We start from the raw sequence: 17,505 nt of genomic DNA on the forward strand, positions 1-17,505 counted from the left end.
CCGCCTTGGAGTTGCTTGACTTGGTGTACTTTTGTAATGTACTTTCGGCGGGACAGTTACCACCTCAAATCTCGCAACCCTGTACGCATAATGTTTGCTCCGGTAAGAGCCTCCCTTTCGGGGTAATGTTCGCTTCGCCAATGTTATAAGAGCTTTTTATACCTGCAACACTGTATCAGTGACTTTAATACTGTTTAATTGCAGATGACAGAGCCCAAAACTAGCGTCGCATTCGCCGGTGTCGTGACTCCAATAACGTAGACCTCTAAGATCTTAGGCTGGTCAGCACAGCTTGGTCGATTTCTCTTACAAGCTCAGTCCCTTTAGGGCTGAGTTACTGACTTAATTTATCCGTTAAACTTCAAATTACCGGCTACCTTTATACAAAGGCAGTTCCGGGCGATCGCGCCACAACGTAAAACTTTGACTAAACCCGATCGTATAGCTTTAGCAAAATAATTTGCACCCAAAATTAACTATACATTAAAGCATCAAAACTTAGTATTCTCTGAATACCAAATTACAGGCTGCTGGGGGTCGGCACTCAAAAAAAAAAGCCCGCATCTCGGTCAAGACTGTCTTTTTTGTCTGTTTACCCGCGATCCCCCCTGGGAAATCCCGAAGTTGACCGACACCGAGATCCCCAGCCCCTACCCACCGAACTCTAGTTTACAGGTATTTATACTTACTTCACTGCTAGCTCGCCCTTCGCATCTGCTCCAGTTTATATTAAGATTATTAAATAAATATTAAATAATTATAAGTAACATAAAAAAATTTAATTTTTGTTATTAAACATTATGATGTTAGTTTATATTGTCAAGGTGGACAGCTTCCCCTATTCTATAAGGATAGGAAGCTTTACACTGCATTCCTAAATAATGTGGGCCTCCCCGTCCAAATTTTTAGATTTCTCAAAGATTTGTTACGGTAATTCCGCTAATCCTCAACTTGGAGATTCAAAAATGTCAATTGCCGTGGGAATGATTGAGACAAAAGGTTTTCCCGCTGTTGTGGAAGCTGCCGACGCTATGGTTAAAGCTGCTCGCGTTACCCTCGTGGGCTATGAAAAAATCGGCAGCGCTCGCGTCACCGTAATTGTGCGCGGCAACGTGTCGGAAGTCCAAGCCTCAGTTGCAGCAGGAGTGGAATCCGTCAAGCGGGTGAACGGCGGAGAAGTCGTCTCTACCCACATCATCGCTCGCCCCCACGAAAACCTAGAATACGTTCTACCAATTCGTTATACAGAAGCAGTAGAGCAGTTCCGAGGCTACTAAGTTCTTAGCGCGCTGAAAATTCGTTTGACGAAACGTTTGACGAAAAGCAGCGCGATCGTCAAAAATTAACAGTTTAGTTCCCCAAATATTCAATTAGGAGTAAAACCAATGGCAATTGCAGTTGGCATGATCGAAACCTTAGGCTTCCCCGCAGTAGTAGAAGCCGCTGACGCGATGGTCAAAGCAGCCCGCGTCACCTTGGTAGGATACGAAAAAATCGGTAGCGCTCGCGTTACTGTCATTGTAAGAGGAGATGTCTCGGAAGTGCAAGCTTCCGTAGCCGCTGGAGTAGAGTCAGTGAAGCGCGTTAACGGCGGACAAGTGATGTCCACCCACATTATCGCTCGCCCTCACGAAAACTTGGAGTACGTCCTACCAATTCGCTACACCGAAGCTGTAGAACAGTTCCGCGAAGGCGTGAGCGGCATTCGTCCTCTCAACAGATCTTAAGATAGGCTCAAGGCTGTTTGGGGCGTTTGGTAATTAAAAATTAAAAATCAAAAATTAAAAATCGCGATGTTTTTGATTTAGCATTTTTAATTTTTAATTGAGGTAAGCGTGGGATATTGGTTATTAGTCATAAGTCATGAGTCATTAGTCACGAGTCATTAGTCATTAGTTACTAGACGAAAAAATCTAAAATGAAGACATGGGACTGAATAAAGCTAACTAAAAAAAGACAAGTGACGGAAAAAAAAATGACAATTACCAATTACCAATTACCAATTACCTAAAATGCAAATGGCCAAAGTTCTCGGCACAGTTGTCAGTACCCAAAAAGAGCCGACGCTGAGAGGATCGAAATTTCTACTGCTGCAATTCATCAATGAGGAAGGTTCGCCAGTTCCCGGCTATGAAGTAGCGGCTGACTGTGTGGGCGCTGGTATAGATGAATGGGTTTTAGTCACCCGCGGCAGCGGGGCCCGGATCGCGCCCGGGAGCGAAGACCGTCCGATCGATGCTCTAGTAGTAGGCATTATAGATACTGTCAATGTAGAAAATCGCCTCATTTACAGTAAAAAAGACGACCCGTACCGCTAGTTTGGCAGTTGACAGTTGACAGTTGACAGTTGACAGTTGACTCGAAAAGCAGTTGACAGTTGACAGTTGACAGTTGACAGGGAAAGCAGTTGACAGTAAACAACTAACAACTAACAACTAACAACTAACAACTAACAACTAACAACTAACAAAAATTTTTTCAGTTTAGGAGAACTTAATTTATGGCAGTCCGCAGCGTTGCGGCTCCCCCGACGCCTTGGTCGAAAAACTTGGCTGAGCCCAAAATTCATGACACCGCCTACGTACATTCCTTTTCTAACATTATTGGGGATGTACATATCGGTTCAAATGTGATGATTGCCCCCGGGACATCTATCCGCGCTGATGAAGGCACTCCGTTTAATATCGGATCGGGAAGCAACATTCAAGACGGAGTAGTGATTCACGGCCTAGAACAAGGTCGAGTCACAGGAGATGACGACAAATCCTATTCCGTTTGGGTCGGGGAAAATACTTCCCTCACCCACATGGCTTTAATTCACGGCCCGGCATACGTGGGCGACGATTGCTTTATCGGCTTTCGCTCTACGGTGTTCAATGCCAGAGTGGGCAACGGCTGCATTGTCATGATGCACGTATTAATTCAAGATGTGGAGATTCCCCCCGGTAAGTACATACCTTCGGGAGCCATCATCACTAATCAGCAGCAAGCCGATCGCCTGCCTGACGTTCAAGATTCAGATGTTAAATTTGCGACCCACGTCATCGGCATCAATGACGCTCTGAGAACGGGTTATCGCTGCGCTGACAACATCGCTTGTCTAGCACCAATTCGCAACGAGCAAGCTAAAAACTCAAATATCACTCAAATGAATTATTCTACCTATGCCGGCACCCAATTGAGTTCCTCTCTAGCCGATAGCATCCGCAATTTGCTAGCCCAAGGATACAGCGTGGGAGCGGAATACGCCGACGCCCGTCGGTTCCGTACCGGTTCTTGGCGCACTTGCGGCCCAATTTCCTCAACTCGCGACTCTGAAGTAATCGCAGCTTTGTCGGCCTGTATGGCCGATCACCAAGGAGAATACGTCCGCTTGATCGGGATTGACACCAAAGCCAAGCGTCGCGTACTCGAAGAAATCGTCCAAAGACCGGGAGAAAACGGCTCTAACGGTAACGGCGCCACAACTCACAAATCTAACGGTAAAGTTGCACAAACTGCTTACCAAAATGGCGGTTCCGCATCCAGCAAATTGAGCGCGGAAACAGTGGCTCAAGTTCGCGGCTTGCTATCTCAAGGCTTTAAGGTGGGCACAGAACACGCCGACGCCCGCCGCTTCCGTACCAGTTCTTGGCAAAGCGGGGCTTCGCTGCAAGTCAGAAACGAATCTGAGGCGATCGCCGCTTTAGAATCTGTGATGAACCAATATCCGGGCGAATACGTGCGCTTGATCGGGATTGACCCGAAAGCTAAGCGCCGCGTAGTTGAAGAACTGATTCAGCGTCCCGACGGCCCTGTGGCTCAATCGGCTAAACCGGGTGCAACATCAGGATTCAAAGCCACGACGACTGGTTCGGCTGGAAGTGGAAAGTTGACCGGCAAGACGATCGACCAAATCCGCAACCTGCTCTCCCAAGGCTACAAAATTGGCACGGAACACGCCGACGCGCGCCGTTTCCGCACCGGTTCTTGGAGCAGTTGCGCGCCGATCGCCACCAACCGCGAATCCGAAGTAATTTCGGCTCTCGAAAGCTGTATGACAGAACACAGTGGCGATTACGTCCGCTTGCTCGGTATCGACTCCAAGGCCAAGCGCCGGGTACTCGAAGAAATTATCCAACGCCCATAATTTGTCAGGTAATTAGCTGCTTTCTCCCGTTAAGTGCTCGCGTTGGGCTAGCGGGAGAATCAGTTAACAGTTGACAGTAGAGAGTTGACAGTCGATCGGTGGTAGGGGCGGTGCCCCCGTGCCCGCCCTCTTAGTTGACAGTTGACAAAAGAAGGAAGGGGATTGGAGTAATGAATCGTCTGATTTGAATTTCTCCTGAAAATGGTTCCGGCTTTCAACCAATTCTTTCTGGTAATGTGTAAGTCCAAATCGAGCTTTTAATTATTAGTAAATAATCGTTTATTAGATTGATAGAGTTAAAATAATCATTCTAAAAAGCGATAAATTAAAGTCGTTTTATCTAAAATCATAGCTCATTCCAAGGTGAAGTTGAATGTATTTATCGCCACTGCAATTAAGTAGCAACTCTCAGATTTTCCTGAGTGGCGATGTAGTTGTGAATGAAGGTGTGGCGATCGCCCCAGGAGTCATCCTCCAAGCAGATCCGGGTAGCCGGATCTCGATCGCCGCCGGTGCCTGTATCGGTATGGGAGTCATTCTTCACGCCCGTGAAGGTAGTCTCGAAATCGAGGCGGGCGCAATGCTGGGTGCAGGAGTTTTGGTGGTAGGTGCGGGGACGATCGGCGCAAATGCCTGTATTGGCGCGGGAACAACGCTGATTAATCCTGCGATCGACCAAATGCAAATTTTGCCAGCAGGTTCTCTGATCGGAGATACCAGCCGCCAAGTCGCCGCAGAACCAACCGCAGAAGCTCAAACCGCGGCACCGGAAACCACCACAGCCACTACGCCACCAGTTGAACCAACCGTCGATCGCCCGATCGACCCGCCCGAACCCGACCAAACACAGCCTCAAACACCGCCGGAGACAGCCCCAGATCCATCACCAGAAACTGCGGCAAATCCGCCGCCCCAACCAGGAGAAGTTCCAACTATTCTGTACGGTCAAGCTCACATCAATCAGTTGCTGGGGACGCTGTTTCCGCACCGACAAGCTTTTAATCGATCGCAGGAAAACGGTCAAACTCTCTCGGGCGGTACCGGATAGCGATTGGTCGATTGAAGAATTGAAGAATTTTAGATTTACTTGCAGCATTGCATCTGGGAGGTTGAACTGGGGTATAAATTGTTTTGCTCTCCACGAATGGCGTCGGGCTGCTATTAATTTTGGGGCGTGGTCATTTGTGCAAAATGCAGCTATGCTAAAGGCAGAATCAAAAAATATAAATAGGTAAGCTCATATTATTGGTAGCTCAGCAATTTTTAAGGTCTTGCAGCATAAATATGTATCTTGCAGCTCGTGCAGTTTGTCTTCTCATCTGAGACACTAAAACTATCAACAAAATTTTATGTTTGGAAGTTTCTAAGGGTAATCAAAGATGGACGGACAAATAGATCGTAACAGCAGTCACTCCGAGCGATCGCAGCGCCAGGAATATTTCAAAGACACCGCTTTGGGTTTGGTATCTACCAAGAGTTTTCCGGCAATTGTCGGGACTGCTGACATGATGCTGAAGTCCGCAGGGGTCATTTTAGTAGGATACGAGAAAATAGGTTCCGGTCACTGTACGGCGATCGTCCGGGGCAGAATTTCCGACGTGCGTTTGGCTGTGGAAGCAGGAGCTCAGACAGCCGAACAGTTCGGACAGTTTGTTTCTAAGTTGGTGATTGCTAGGCCTTTGGCTAATTTGGAAGTGGTTTTGCCGATCGGCTTTCGCCTGACTGAACTGTCGGAAAGCGGCAGTTTTTCTCGACTGAGCAATCAGGCGATCGGTTTGCTAGAAACGCGGGGATTTCCGGCAATGGTCGGCGCTTGCGATGCTATGCTCAAATCCGCCGACGTACACTTGGCCGCCTACGAAAAAATTGGCGCCGGTTTGTGCACAGCAATTATTCGCGGTGCAGTCGCAGATGTCGCAGTAGCCGTAGAAGCCGGGATGTACGAAGCTGAGCGCATTGGCGAGTTGAACGCCGTAATGGTAATTCCCAGGCCTTTGGAAGATTTGGAACAAACTTTGCCGCTGGCGAGTTGTTGGATAGAACAGCGCACACCTGTCAGGGTGCCTATCTCTGTTCAGGAAAAGGAAAAAGAATTGGTCGAACTTCCAGATTTGGAGAAATTGAGAGTTTATGTGGAAGAGGAAATCAATCGTTAAATCGAGAATTGGTAATTGGTAATCGAGAATTGGTAATTACCCAACCAAAGTTTGTAGAGACTGGGTGCGGGAAATACTGAGACAAAGTTTGACAATCAAGATATAAATTTTACTCTTGATGAAGTACGTGCAGCGATCTGTAAGATCGCAGCCGCGTCAAGCTGAATTTTGCGATCGGCTTATTGCACCGCCATCGAAAGACAGAGATTGCCAACGAAAACTCGATTTTAGATTGAAGTCTATCCGGTAAAAAATCGAACTTACAAAGTAAATGCAGCCGAGGTACAGGCTCTTTTAACAGGATTTAATTGCTGCTTTCGTATAGTAAACGATTTCTTGTAAATTCCTTGAAGATAGCGGTAGACATTGGTAGTATGTAATCAACAAAAAACCACCGTGTTAAGATAAACCTAAAATCCTGTTTTGGGTATATTTCCTGGAATCAGTTAGAAGTTAATCTGCGTGCTGTGTGGAGGCTCTTTCAACAGATTAACCCCTGTCGAACTCAACACTGAGTGCAAAGGAATCAATCCAGAATCCAGCAAGGAATGAAAGTTGACCTATGAACATCAAAGAATCGAACCTCAACCATTTTTATAAGCGCGGGTTGCACAGCGCCAAGCAAGGCAACTACGAAGCGGCGCTTGAGGACTTCGATCAGATACTGCAAGTCAATCCCGCCGATGCCAAAGCTTACAACAATCGGGGCTTGGTTTACTATTATATGAAAGACTACCAAAAGGCGATCGCAGACCTCAGCCAAGCACTAGATATCAATCCTCATTTGTTCGAGGCCTATTTAAATCGCGGCAATGCTTGGCGCCATCTGGGAGAAAACGAAAAAGCCATTGACGATCTCAACTGTGCTTTAGTAAACAAGCCTGACAGCCACGCTATCTACAACAATCGGGGACTCGTACTTGCTAATTTAGGACATTACGAAGAAGCAATAGAAGACTACGATCGAGCTCTCTCTATCAATTCGCAAAATTATAAAACCTATTACAACCGAGGGCGTGCTTACTACCTTTTGGGAGAAAAACAAGCAGCAACGGAGAACTTTAACGAAACGCTAAGGTTGAATCCCAGATATATCAAAGCTTACATAAATCGCGGACTCTGTTATCACCAATTAGGAGACAACACCCAGGCGATCGCCGATTATAACACAGCACTCGGCATCGACCACAACAATGTTTATGCCTATTATAACAGAGGATGCGTTCGCTATAAATTAAAACAAATGGAGATGGCGATTGAAGACTTTAACAAAGCAGTGGAACTCGACCCCAACTATGTTAAAGCTTATCTCAATCGGGGTTTAGCGCTGTACAAATTGGGAGATATTGCAACAGCAAATAGGGATTTTTACCACGTAATGTGTATTAATGCTGAAGCTTATTTGTACTATCAGGCCCAGCGCTGCACGCCTGATATTAATTCCTATTTCAAAGAAGCCCCACAGATGGAACTTAATAATGCTGTAGAATACTACAACACCACATTAAATACGATCTCAAGTTCCTTAAGTTCGGCAGCATTAAATGCGATTTGGAATCAAGAGGATTTGGAGAACAGAGACTCGATTATCTGTGAAGGTGAATTTCTTAATGAGTAAATTAGTCAGTTGACAGTTGACAGTTGACAGTTGACAGTTGACAGTTGTCATTAAATAGGTTATCGAAAAAATAAAAAATCCTCAGAAACCCGGTTTCTACGAGATTTTGTGACGAGTCACGAGAAATATACGAAGAAACCGGATTTCTCGCCTATTGTTTCAGCCCCGAGAGGCTTTTAACGCCGATTGGGTAGCCTTTGAAAATCAAAGTCCTGACTGCAAAAAATAGTCAGGACTTTAATTTTTTATCTCTGAGTTTTAAGAACTTGCATTCTTGACTGCAAAGCCTTAAATACTTGCCATTACTTCGCGGGCGGCTGCTAAAGTTCGATCGATATCTTCGTCAGTATGGGCCAAAGAAGTGAACCCAGCCTCAAACTGCGAAGGAGCCAGATAAATACCGTGTTCCAACATTCCGCGATGAAAACGGCTGAACTTCGTCAAATCCGACTTCTTCGCATCGTCATAATTGTGAACTGGGCCCGCCGCAAAAAATAAGCCAAACATCCCGCTAATTTGGCCGCCGCAAACAGCGTGTCCCGCTTCCTTACCAATTTTCAGCAATCCCTCCGACAGTTTTTTAGTAATCCTGTCCAACTGTTCGTAAGTGCCGGGTTTTTGCAGCAATTCCAAAGTTTTAATCCCAGCAGTCATCGCCAAAGGATTTCCCGAAAGCGTACCAGCTTGGTACATCGGGCCTGCGGGAGCCACCATCCCCATAATATCGCGCCTTCCGCCGTAAGCGCCCACGGGCAAACCGCCGCCGATAACTTTACCCAAAGTTGTCAAATCTGGGGTGACACCAAATTTTTCCTGAGCTCCGCCGTAGGCGATGCGGAAACCTGTCATTACTTCGTCAAACACCAACAAAGCGCCGTTATCTTTGGTAATTTCGCGCAAACCTTCAAGAAAACCTGCATCTGGAGTAATAAAACCAGCATTTCCTACAACTGGTTCCAGAATTACACCTGATATCTCGCCGGGATTTTCGGCAAATAAAGCTTTGACTGCTTCCAAATCATTGTAAGGAGCGTTGAGGGTGTTGGCGGTAACGGATTTCGGTACGCCCGGAGAGTCTGGAAGCCCGAGAGTTGCGACACCGGAACCGGCTTTTACTAGGAACATATCGGCGTGCCCGTGATAGCAGCCTTCAAATTTAATCACTTTGTCGCGCCCGGTGAAGGCTCGCATCAGTCGCAAAACGGCCATACAAGCTTCGGTACCGGAATTGACAAATCGCACCATTTCAATGCTGGGAACGGCATCGATGACCATTTCGGCGAGTACGTTTTCCAACAGCGAGGGTGCGCCGAAACTCGTACCTTTTTCTAAGGATTCGTGGAGGGCTTTGATGACTTCGGGGTGGGCGTGGCCGCAGATGGCGGGGCCCCAAGTGCCTACGTAGTCAATGTATTGGTTGCTGTCAACATCCCAAATGTAGGCTCCGTTTACCCTGTCAAAGACAATGGGCTGTCCGCCTACGGATTTGAAGGCGCGGACGGGGGAACTAACGCCACCGGGCATCAATTTCTGGGCGGCGGCGAATATTTCTTCTGATTTGGTGGTTTTCAAGGTTGTAGAAACCAATGTTTTCTCCTTAGTGAAGGTCTGTTGTTGGTAGGATACTTAATATAGCGACTTCTGGTTAAAGGCTAAGCCGATTCAAGGAAACTATAGTAGTAGATTTTAGGATACAAACCAATCAGTAGCAATACTAGCTCGGGTTTTTTAGGATTTGTCGCACTAGCACTCCTAGCTCTCAATTGTAATAAATTGTAAAATAGTTCTTGACAATTTGCCCATCACTTGCCTAATCTCCTCTCTTCTCTCTGTGTCCTCTGCGCTCTCTGCGGTTAATTAAAAAAAAAATATCCGACACGAAAGCGTTAATTTATATGAAAAGCTGCAATAAAATTATGTCTGTTAATGATGTGTCTAGTTTGAGCCGATCGATCCCAATTGAAAAGATCCGTTACGACGATCGCGGTTTAGTACCTGCGATCGTCCAAGATTACTTAGACGGGACAGTGTTGATGATGGCGTGGATGAATCGGGAGTCGCTGCAAAAAACGATGGAAACCGGTCAAACGTGGTTCTGGAGTCGTTCTCGCGCCGAATTGTGGCCGAAAGGGGCGACTTCGGGACACGTTCAAAATGTCAAAGGGCTGCGTTACGACTGCGATAGCGATGCTTTGCTGGTGACTGTCGAACAAGTGGGAGATATTGCTTGTCACACGGGTGAAAGAAGTTGTTTTCACCAAGTTGACGGGGAAATTGTGGCGCCGCCGGGGGATATGTTATCTCAATTATTTGACGTAATTTGCGATCGACGCGACAATCCTAACGAAACTTCTTATACTTGCAAGTTGTTCGAGGGCGGGGATAACAAGATTCTCAAGAAGATTGGTGAAGAGTCGGCGGAAGTTGTGATGGCTTGCAAAGATGACGATAAAGACGGAATCGCCGGGGAAGTTGCGGACTTATTTTATCACGCTTTGGTTGCTTTGGCTCACCATCAGGTTGATTTGAGGGCGGTTTACCGCAAATTGGGCGATCGGAGAAAATAAATGAGTTAGTTGTTATTAGTTATTTGTGATTAATTATTTGTTATTTCCAACAAATAATAACTAATGGTAAGGTGCGTCGCTGTGAGATTGTCTATTTTTTTAAGGGATTCTTTGTGGCGGTGCACCCTACGACTAATGACTAATGACTAATGACTACTTTTTTTTAACATTCGATCGACCTTTTGCAAAATTGCGATCGCCAGTATCACACTAATAGCCAAGCCCAACCAGAAATTATCCGCCCCCCATTTACCTCGATCCAAAGCAAAACCGCCCAGTGGCGGGCCGATTAAATAGCCTATAGCCCAACACTGAGAATTAACCGCTAAATACACGCCGCGCAAAGACTCCGGCGCTAAATCCACCACCAAAGCCGAAGCAAAAGGTGTATAAGCAACAGTAGCAACCGACAAAAAAGTCAAGCCAACAACCGCTAAAAATAGATTGCCAGTTGCAGCCATTCCCGTCAAGCCGATCGCAATAAACCCCATTCCCCACAGCAGCGCCGAAATCATCAAAGCTTGCGGATGAGAAAACCGCCTCAAAGCCTTAACCACCGGCATCTGCAAAGCCACAGTTAAAAATGTGCTAAAAGCAAACAAAACCGTAATTGTACCCGTAGAAAAGCCTGTTCCCGATGTCCCCGCCGGCACAAACTTACTAAAATACAACGGCATCGTGGTTTGAATTTGGGAAATGTAGAGAGTAAACAGAGTATTGACTAAAGCATAGACTAGCAAAGTGCGATCGCCCAGCGCCACCATCCAGCCATTTTTGAGATTTTTTTTGCTTGTATCCGTTGAGTTAGCTGGTTTGTAGGTTTCTGAAATTGCGCCCCAAACCACCGCAAACAGCACTAAAAACGAGATACCATCGATAATAAAGAGCGATCGATAATTCCCCGTTACCGCAATCAAAACACCGCCCAAAATAATCCCAACTTGCAAACCCAAATTATCAGCCAGCCGCGTCAAAGCAAAAGCCTCCTGTCGCTGTGCGCCCTCAGTTAAATCCGCAACCATACTTTCGGTTGGAGGCCAATACAAACCCACACCAAAACCCATCAATAAATTAGCAGCAACTAAACCTGGAAAATCATGAGTCGCCGCCAACAGAAAAGAAGCGACAGCCGAAATCATTGCCGCCAGCAATAAAGTTCGCCGCCTTCCCCAAAATTGGGAATCGCAAAAAGAACCGCCCAAAATGCGGCCGAATATTCCCGAGATTGAACCGCTACCCAAACCAATCCCAACAGCAGTTGCAGACAAGCCGACGCGATCGACAAAAAAGATCGGCGCGTAAAATAAAGTAAAGCCGCTACCGCTTTGGGAGAGGAATCTGCCGGCGGCGAGAATCCACACTTGAGTAGGGAGACGGGGAAGCCAAGATGAGAATTGAAATTTAGGCATATATTATAGCCTTTCTCAGAAAGATGAGGTACTCATGGGGATAGGGCATAGGGCATAGGGCATAGGGCATAGGATTAGCGGGCATACATCACTTTTTTGAGAAAGGCTATAAATTTATAAGAGTCTGCGGTTGAAACCAGGTATGTATAAACGATGTCTGCCTCCGCAGACTGAAGAATTAAAATAAAATTAAAGCATAATTTAGGTATTGTCGAGTCAAACCAAACCTCAACCGTATTTGTTTGCAAGCTTTTCGATGAATTCAAGTGTCAGCCGATTCATAAATCACCTTTCCTTTTTCGATAATTTCCCTGACAAATAAATCATTCCAAGCTAGTCGTTGTTCAATTTCAGCAGGAGTTCGCACTAATAAATCTAGAGCAAATTTCGGTTGAGTTTTACTTAGTATTTCCCAAGTTTTGCGAAAATTATTACCTTCTGAAGATAAAATTACCAACATATCAACATCCGAATCGCTCGTGGGATTCCCATAGGCGTAAGAGCCGAACAAAATCATTTTTTCTGGTTTAAATTGATTGGCTATTGCCGCACTCAATTCCAGAATTTTGTTTATTTCAATCATTGGCTAATATCTTTGATATTTGGCAATTTAACTGTAATAATAATAACACATAAATTTTATCGGTATATTGCTATGAGTAATTATCAATAGTTGTTTGCGATCGCCACAACGTTTAAACTATTGCTGTGCGATCGCCAGCTACCGAAGCCTTCCAACAGAAACACCTACCAGCTTAACAATTCTTCTAATTCAGTTACACAAAAGTTACCATTAATTTAAAAATACTTAACACGATTTGAGAAAAAAGTTAGTTAAGCTCTAGAAAAGGCAGAAGAAAATTTTAGAGGTTCTAATTTATATGACAGCTATTACATCGTCGAGAGTGGAATCAATCAGACCCCGCTGGCAAGCAATTGTCATGGTAGCCTTGATTTTCTGGCTCAGCGGTAGCCTGATTATCGATCTAGTTATTATGCCGAGTCTCTATGTATCTGGCATGATGGTATCTTCTGATTTTGCAGCAGCCGGAAATTTAATGTTCTGGGGATTCAACCGCGTTGAGTTAATCTGTTCGGGCTTGGTAGCAACGGGTTTGATGGTTTTGAGCAATTTAATGGGTGACTCGGGCAAGCGCAGCCGCACAGCGATCGTATTATCTTTGGTACTTCTGGCGATCGCCCTGATTGACACCTACGGCCTCACACCTCAAATGAGCGCTTTGGGAATTCAGCTAAATCTGTTCGACTCCGCAGCAGAAGTGCCCGCCGCAATGAATTCACTCCACCAAGGATATTTTGTTTTGGAAGCGCTAAAGTTGGCTGTCGGCGGTACGCTGCTGGGCTGGTGCTACCAAAACCAAGTTTAATTCACACAATCCTCAAAGGTTGAATTGAGAAAAAACTCAATCTGTAGCGGCGGGCGTGAATTTACGCCCGCCGTTAATTTTTGGGAATTTTAGCGATCGTCAACTATATCAAGTTTCCCGATCGCAAATCCTACTCGGAAGCTTCAGCCTCATCTGATTTTGGCCACAGCAGGCGCAAGCCCATCACCGCAAATCCGATCGCAGCGATCGTCTTTACCAACCTCTCCGGTAACACCTCCGCCGTACCTTGTCCAACCAAAACACCAAGGAAACTCGCCAACAGCAGCGCCGACGCCGTACCGAAAAATACAGCCCGCGGCGAGTTGCAACTGCTACCAAGGGCGATCGCAGCTAATTGACTTTTGTCACCCAATTCTGACAAAAACACCGTAATAAAGGTTATTCCTAAAAGTTGCCAATCCATATTTTTTTTAGTTCTTAGTTAGGTATTTAGAAATCTACAATTTACTCACAAACTTCGAGAAACCCGATTTCTTTCCACATACCCATGTTGTTAACTATCAGTCAGATCGTGTCCGGTTGATTACCGTCACAAAAACCGTTTGTAGTGCGGACTTCAGTCCGCAGCATAATAAAGCGGACTGAAGTCCGCACTACAAAAGCACATCGTTTAACCCAGCACTTCCCAAAGTAAAACCGCCGAAGCGGACTGAAGTCCGCACTACAAACGCACATCGTTTAACCCAGCACTTCCCAAAGTAAAACCGCCGAAATCGCCAGCAAAATCACTCCCGCAGCCCTCTCCAAAGTTTGCGGAGCAATTCGAGTCGCCAGCCACCTTCCCAGCAAAACCCCCAACAAACTCGTTGCAATCAAAGCCGAACCCGCACCCGCAAACACAATCCAAGGATTCCGAGATTCAGCCGTCATCAACAAAATCGCAACTTGAGTTTTATCTCCAACTTCCGCAAAAAAAATAGTGGCAAAAGTCGAAGCAAAAATTGCCCAATGCTTCGGCTTCAGTTGCTTTTCTTCCTGACAGATATCGGGATTTGCACTCACTGAAATTTCTGCCTGCTCAGGGGTTAAAGCAGCACAAATCTCAGAAGTATCTTTAAGTTTTTGTAGTTGTACTTGTGGTGGCAAATCAGAATTGGGGGTTTCTGAGTCAGAATCAGACAAGTTTGGCGGTACAGAATCAAGTTTCACGGGCAATGAGTGCTAAACGCTATTTATTTTTGACTTCTACTTTCGATCTTAACTTTCTCTGTGCCTGCTTTTACCAAACCAGACCCATCTTTTTTTCCGGAGATTCCGCAACCAATTCCAGAAACTGCTCACCTCACCCAAACACGGATAGAAGCCCCACAGTTATCTGTCAATCCAAAATCCAAAATCCAAAATCTCAAATCCCAAATCCAAAATTCCCTGGTTCAAGTGCCGTAAGTTCGATCGCCCGCATCACCCAAACCAGGTACAATAAACCCCTGTTCGTTGACTATTTCGTCGATCGTTGCCGTGTAAAGAACCAAACTCGGGTACTCCGTACTCAGCCGCTTCAAAGCCGGAGGAGCAGCCACCACAGAAATAATCCGAATCAAACTCGGGTTAACTCCCCGTGAAATCAATTCCTGCATTGTCGCCACAATCGTCCCGCCAGTCGCCAGCATCGGCTCGCTAATTATCACCCGCGTTTCCGGGTTAAACTGCGCCGGCAATTTATTCAAATAACAAGTCGGCTCCAGCGTCTCCTCATTCCTCGCCATACCCAGATGGTAAACCGAAGCCAGCGGCACAACCGTCTGAATTCCTTCCAGCAGTGATAAACCCGCCCGCAAAATCGGTACCACAACTAACGGAGCTTCCGGGTTAATAAAAGTCGCCGGACATGGGCTCAAAGGCGTCTGCACCGTTGTTTCCACTGTCGGTAGCCAATCTCGAATTGCCTCGTAGGCGAGCCAGCGTCCCAATTCTGTCATCGCAGAACGAAAAAGTACCGATGGGGTGGCGGCGTCGCGGGCGACAGCCAGCCAATGTTTAATTAACGGGTGGGGCGGAACGTAAACGCGCAGTTGCAGGGGCATGAGGAAATTGGGGAAATTGCTAGATTTGAAGGATTTGATGCGGTGCGATCGTTTTCGTTGGCGTAGCCCCCGTAGGGCGGGCTTCGCTAACGATCGCTCTGTGCAACTTATCACAATCTTCCATTCTTTAATCTAAAATCTAAAATCCTATATAGCGGTTCTCGAAAAAGTGAGGTATGCCCTATGCCCTATGCCCTATGCCCCATGCCCTATGCCCCATGCCCTATGCCTTATTTACCTCATCTTTCTGAGAAAGGCTATAAGTCTCTTTGTTTGTAGACCTTCGTCACTTTATTGAAATATTTTTTCAACAGTATTGACATAAATTAGCAACAAGGCTATAGTAATTTTTAGTGTTCTCCTCTCAAAGGATCGGCAGACGGGGGCAGTCGGCAATGGTAGACTGTTCCCGCATTTTTTTGACGTAGGAGCATAGGGAATTGGGCATAGGGCATAGGGCATAGGGCATAGGGCATAGGGCATAGGGCATAGGGCATAGTTTCTTCCTTCTTCCTTCTTCCTTCTTCCTTCTTCCTTCTGGAGCGATCGACTGTAAAATTGTATAAATATTAAGATTTTTAACCAAATGTCAGCTCCTACCCAATCCCAGTTATTTTCCGCCAACTCCCGCCCGACAGAGCAAGAGTTTGATGTGATAGTCATCGGTTCCGGCATTGGCGGACTCGTGACTGCAACCCAGCTAGCAGCCAAGAAAGCCAAAGTTTTGGTACTCGAAAGCTACACAATTCCGGGGGGTAGTGCTGGATATTTCGATCGAGAAGGCTACAGATTTGATGTTGGAGCCTCCATGATATTTGGGTTCGGACAGCGCGGCACCACCAACCTCCTCACCCGCGCCCTCAAAGCCGTCAACGTCAGCCTAGAAACAATTCCCGACCCGGTACAGCTTCACTATCACCTACCCTCAGGTCTGGATCTGGAAGTTCCCCAGCCTTATGACAAATACTTGCAAGAATTAATTGACAGGTTTCCTCACGAGCGCGAAGGCATCCAGAAATTTTACGGCGAATGCTGGAGCGTATTCAACTGCCTCAACGGCATGGAATTGCTATCCCTAGAAGAACCTGGATATCTAGTTCGAGTCTTTTTTCAGAATCCTTTAGCCTGTTTGGGATTAGTAAAATATCTCCCTCAAAATACTGGCGACATTGCGCGGCGCTACATAAAAGACCCGACTTTGCTGAAATTTATCGACATGGAATGCTACTACTGGTCTGTAGTACCCGCAGACTTAACGCCGATGATTAACGCCGGAATGGTATTTTCCGACAGACATTACGGCGGTATCAATTATCCCAAAGGCGGAGTCGGTCAAATTGCCCAAAAATTAGTAGAAGGATTAGAAAAATGCGGCGGGACAATTCAGTACAAAGCTAAAGCAAAAAAAATTATCACAGAAAACGGTCGCGCTGTCGGAGTCGAGCTAGTAACTGGCGAAGTTTACCGAGCCAAACGGATAGTTTCTAATGCGACGCGCTGGGATACTTTCGAGAAATTGTTGCCTGCCGAAGAGATGCCAGCTAGCGAGAAGAAATGGCAGCAGCGCTATCAAAAAGCCCCCAGTTTCTTGAGCTTGCATTTAGGAGTAGAAGCCAGCGTCATCCCTGCTGGTACTGCCTGCCACCACATTTTGTTAGAAGATTGGGACAAAATGGAAGCCCCAGAAGGAACTATTTTAGTATCAATTCCAACGGTACTCGACCCAGATTTAGCTCCGGCAGGATATCATATCGTTCATGCTTTTACTTCTAGCTGGATGGAAGAATGGGAAGGACTTTCTCAGCAGGAATACGAGGAGAAAAAAGAAGAGGCAGGCGGCAGAATTATTGACAGATTAGAAAAGATTTTTCCGGGTTTAGATGCTGGTTTGGATTATATGGAAGTTGGGACGGCGCGTTCTCACCGCCGCTTTTTGGGCCGCGAAGATGGAACTTACGGGCCGATTCCCCGCCAGAAGTTAATGGGTTTGTTGGGGATGCCGTTTAATCGAACTTCTATGCCTGGTTTGTATTGTGTGGGCGATAGCACGTTTCCCGGACAGGGTTTAAATGCGGTGGCATTTTCTGGGTTTGCTTGTGCCCATCGAATTGCTGTGGATTTGGGGTTTTAGTGGTAGGGTTCGTCACATTTAAAATAACTCCAATCAGGTTGGTAGTGAGGACTTCAGTCCTC

General features: G+C 46.2%; 16 protein-coding genes. 10 read left to right on the forward strand and 6 right to left on the reverse strand.

What is annotated here, in order from left to right:
• Positions 1 to 965 precede the first annotated feature (965 nt).
• The 7 genes from QZW82_RS18045 to QZW82_RS18075 all read left to right on the forward strand — a co-directional run bounded on the left by QZW82_RS18045 (position 966) and on the right by QZW82_RS18075 (position 7,903).
• Positions 966 to 1,277, forward strand: a complete 312-nt coding sequence (locus QZW82_RS18045; protein WP_006635059.1) for a carbon dioxide-concentrating mechanism protein CcmK — start codon at positions 966 to 968, stop codon at positions 1,275 to 1,277.
• Between the two features lie 108 nt (positions 1,278 to 1,385).
• Positions 1,386 to 1,727 (forward strand): carbon dioxide-concentrating mechanism protein CcmK, encoded by a 342-nt coding sequence (locus QZW82_RS18050; RefSeq protein ID WP_006635058.1) that lies wholly within the window; start codon positions 1,386 to 1,388, stop codon positions 1,725 to 1,727.
• Between the two features lie 285 nt (positions 1,728 to 2,012).
• Positions 2,013 to 2,318 (forward strand): EutN/CcmL family microcompartment protein, encoded by a 306-nt coding sequence (locus QZW82_RS18055; RefSeq protein WP_293150650.1) that lies wholly within the window; start codon positions 2,013 to 2,015, stop codon positions 2,316 to 2,318.
• Between the two features lie 182 nt (positions 2,319 to 2,500).
• A complete protein-coding gene (locus QZW82_RS18060; RefSeq protein WP_293150652.1) occupies positions 2,501 to 4,129 on the forward strand; it encodes a ribulose bisphosphate carboxylase small subunit in 1,629 nt (542 codons plus the stop codon).
• Positions 4,130 to 4,502: 373 nt separating this feature from the next.
• A complete protein-coding gene (locus QZW82_RS18065; RefSeq protein WP_293150654.1) occupies positions 4,503 to 5,177 on the forward strand; it encodes a carbon dioxide concentrating mechanism protein in 675 nt (224 codons plus the stop codon).
• 331 nt (positions 5,178 to 5,508) lie between these two features.
• Positions 5,509 to 6,285, forward strand: coding sequence for a BMC domain-containing protein (locus QZW82_RS18070; protein ID WP_293150656.1), 777 nt, complete (start codon positions 5,509 to 5,511; stop codon positions 6,283 to 6,285).
• A 562-nt stretch (positions 6,286 to 6,847) separates the two neighbouring features.
• Complete coding sequence (locus QZW82_RS18075; RefSeq protein WP_293150658.1) at positions 6,848 to 7,903, forward strand: tetratricopeptide repeat protein; 1,056 nt, start codon at positions 6,848 to 6,850, stop codon at positions 7,901 to 7,903.
• A 288-nt stretch (positions 7,904 to 8,191) separates the two neighbouring features.
• Here the strand turns inward: QZW82_RS18075 and hemL are convergent, their stop codons facing one another.
• Positions 8,192 to 9,490, reverse strand: coding sequence for a glutamate-1-semialdehyde 2,1-aminomutase (gene hemL, locus QZW82_RS18080; RefSeq protein WP_293150661.1), 1,299 nt, complete (start codon positions 9,488 to 9,490; stop codon positions 8,192 to 8,194).
• 329 nt (positions 9,491 to 9,819) lie between these two features.
• On the opposite strand from hemL, the gene hisIE reads away from it, so the two are divergent.
• Complete coding sequence (gene hisIE / locus QZW82_RS18085; RefSeq protein ID WP_293150663.1) at positions 9,820 to 10,470, forward strand: bifunctional phosphoribosyl-AMP cyclohydrolase/phosphoribosyl-ATP diphosphatase HisIE; 651 nt, start codon at positions 9,820 to 9,822, stop codon at positions 10,468 to 10,470.
• Between the two features lie 146 nt (positions 10,471 to 10,616).
• Here hisIE and QZW82_RS18090 read toward each other — a convergent pair whose 3' ends face one another.
• Positions 10,617 to 11,879, reverse strand: coding sequence for an MFS transporter (locus tag QZW82_RS18090; RefSeq protein ID WP_293150666.1), 1,263 nt, complete (start codon positions 11,877 to 11,879; stop codon positions 10,617 to 10,619).
• Positions 11,880 to 12,141: 262 nt separating this feature from the next.
• Positions 12,142 to 12,462 carry a nucleotidyltransferase domain-containing protein gene (locus QZW82_RS18095; RefSeq protein ID WP_293150669.1) on the reverse strand — a complete coding sequence of 107 codons (321 nt, stop codon included), beginning with the start codon at positions 12,460 to 12,462 and terminating at the stop codon, positions 12,142 to 12,144.
• A 298-nt stretch (positions 12,463 to 12,760) separates the two neighbouring features.
• Between QZW82_RS18095 and QZW82_RS18100 the strand changes: the two genes are divergently transcribed.
• Positions 12,761 to 13,267 (forward strand): DUF4149 domain-containing protein, encoded by a 507-nt coding sequence (locus tag QZW82_RS18100; protein WP_293150672.1) that lies wholly within the window; start codon positions 12,761 to 12,763, stop codon positions 13,265 to 13,267.
• A gap of 130 nt (positions 13,268 to 13,397) precedes the next feature.
• On the opposite strand, the gene QZW82_RS18105 is transcribed toward QZW82_RS18100, so the two are convergent.
• From QZW82_RS18105 to upp, 3 genes are all read right to left on the reverse strand, one after another.
• The gene (locus tag QZW82_RS18105) at positions 13,398 to 13,691 is read right to left on the reverse strand and encodes a TMEM165/GDT1 family protein (protein WP_293133962.1); all 294 of its coding nucleotides are present in this window, start codon (positions 13,689 to 13,691) and stop codon (positions 13,398 to 13,400) included.
• Between the two features lie 275 nt (positions 13,692 to 13,966).
• Positions 13,967 to 14,437 carry a TMEM165/GDT1 family protein gene (locus QZW82_RS18110; protein ID WP_293150675.1) on the reverse strand — a complete coding sequence of 157 codons (471 nt, stop codon included), beginning with the start codon at positions 14,435 to 14,437 and terminating at the stop codon, positions 13,967 to 13,969.
• Positions 14,438 to 14,661: 224 nt separating this feature from the next.
• On the reverse strand, positions 14,662 to 15,312 hold the full coding sequence (gene upp, locus QZW82_RS18115; RefSeq protein ID WP_293150841.1) for a uracil phosphoribosyltransferase: 651 nt from the start codon (positions 15,310 to 15,312) through the stop codon (positions 14,662 to 14,664).
• A 586-nt stretch (positions 15,313 to 15,898) separates the two neighbouring features.
• Here upp and crtH point away from each other — a divergent pair.
• Positions 15,899 to 17,443, forward strand: a complete 1,545-nt coding sequence (gene crtH / locus QZW82_RS18120) for a carotenoid isomerase (protein WP_293150678.1) — start codon at positions 15,899 to 15,901, stop codon at positions 17,441 to 17,443.
• The last annotated feature ends 62 nt before the right edge of the window (positions 17,444 to 17,505 follow it).

This window comes from Microcoleus sp. bin48.metabat.b7b8b9.023, from assembly GCF_013299185.1.
GTDB lineage: Bacteria > Cyanobacteriota > Cyanobacteriia > Cyanobacteriales > Microcoleaceae > Microcoleus.